This window comes from Polaribacter sp. 2305UL8-11, assembly GCF_058147165.1.
Genome location: NZ_JBYVJW010000112.1, coordinates 1 through 236 on the forward strand (window position 1 = coordinate 1; position 236 = coordinate 236).

At 32.2% G+C, this 236-nt stretch carries 1 pseudogene; it reads left to right on the top strand.

Annotation, left to right across the window (positions count from 1 at the left end):
• Positions 1–236 (top strand): annotated as a pseudogene (locus tag ACY2RW_RS16385) (tryptophan synthase subunit beta); the annotation flags it as partial.

A 236-nucleotide genomic window follows, 5' to 3' on the forward strand; every position in this document is an offset into this window, starting at 1 on the left:
CTTTACACGCTTTTTTATATGAAAATAAAAGAGCAAAATTCATGAACGCAACAGATAAAGAAGCCGTAGCTGCAGCTTACGAGTTAACCAAAATAGAAGGAATCATTCCTGCTTTGGAAACAGCACACGCTTTAGCAGTTTTACCAAAAATGAAACTCAAAAAAAACCAAATTGTAGTGGTTAATTTATCAGGCAGAGGAGATAAAGATTTAAGTACTTATATCAAACATTTAAAA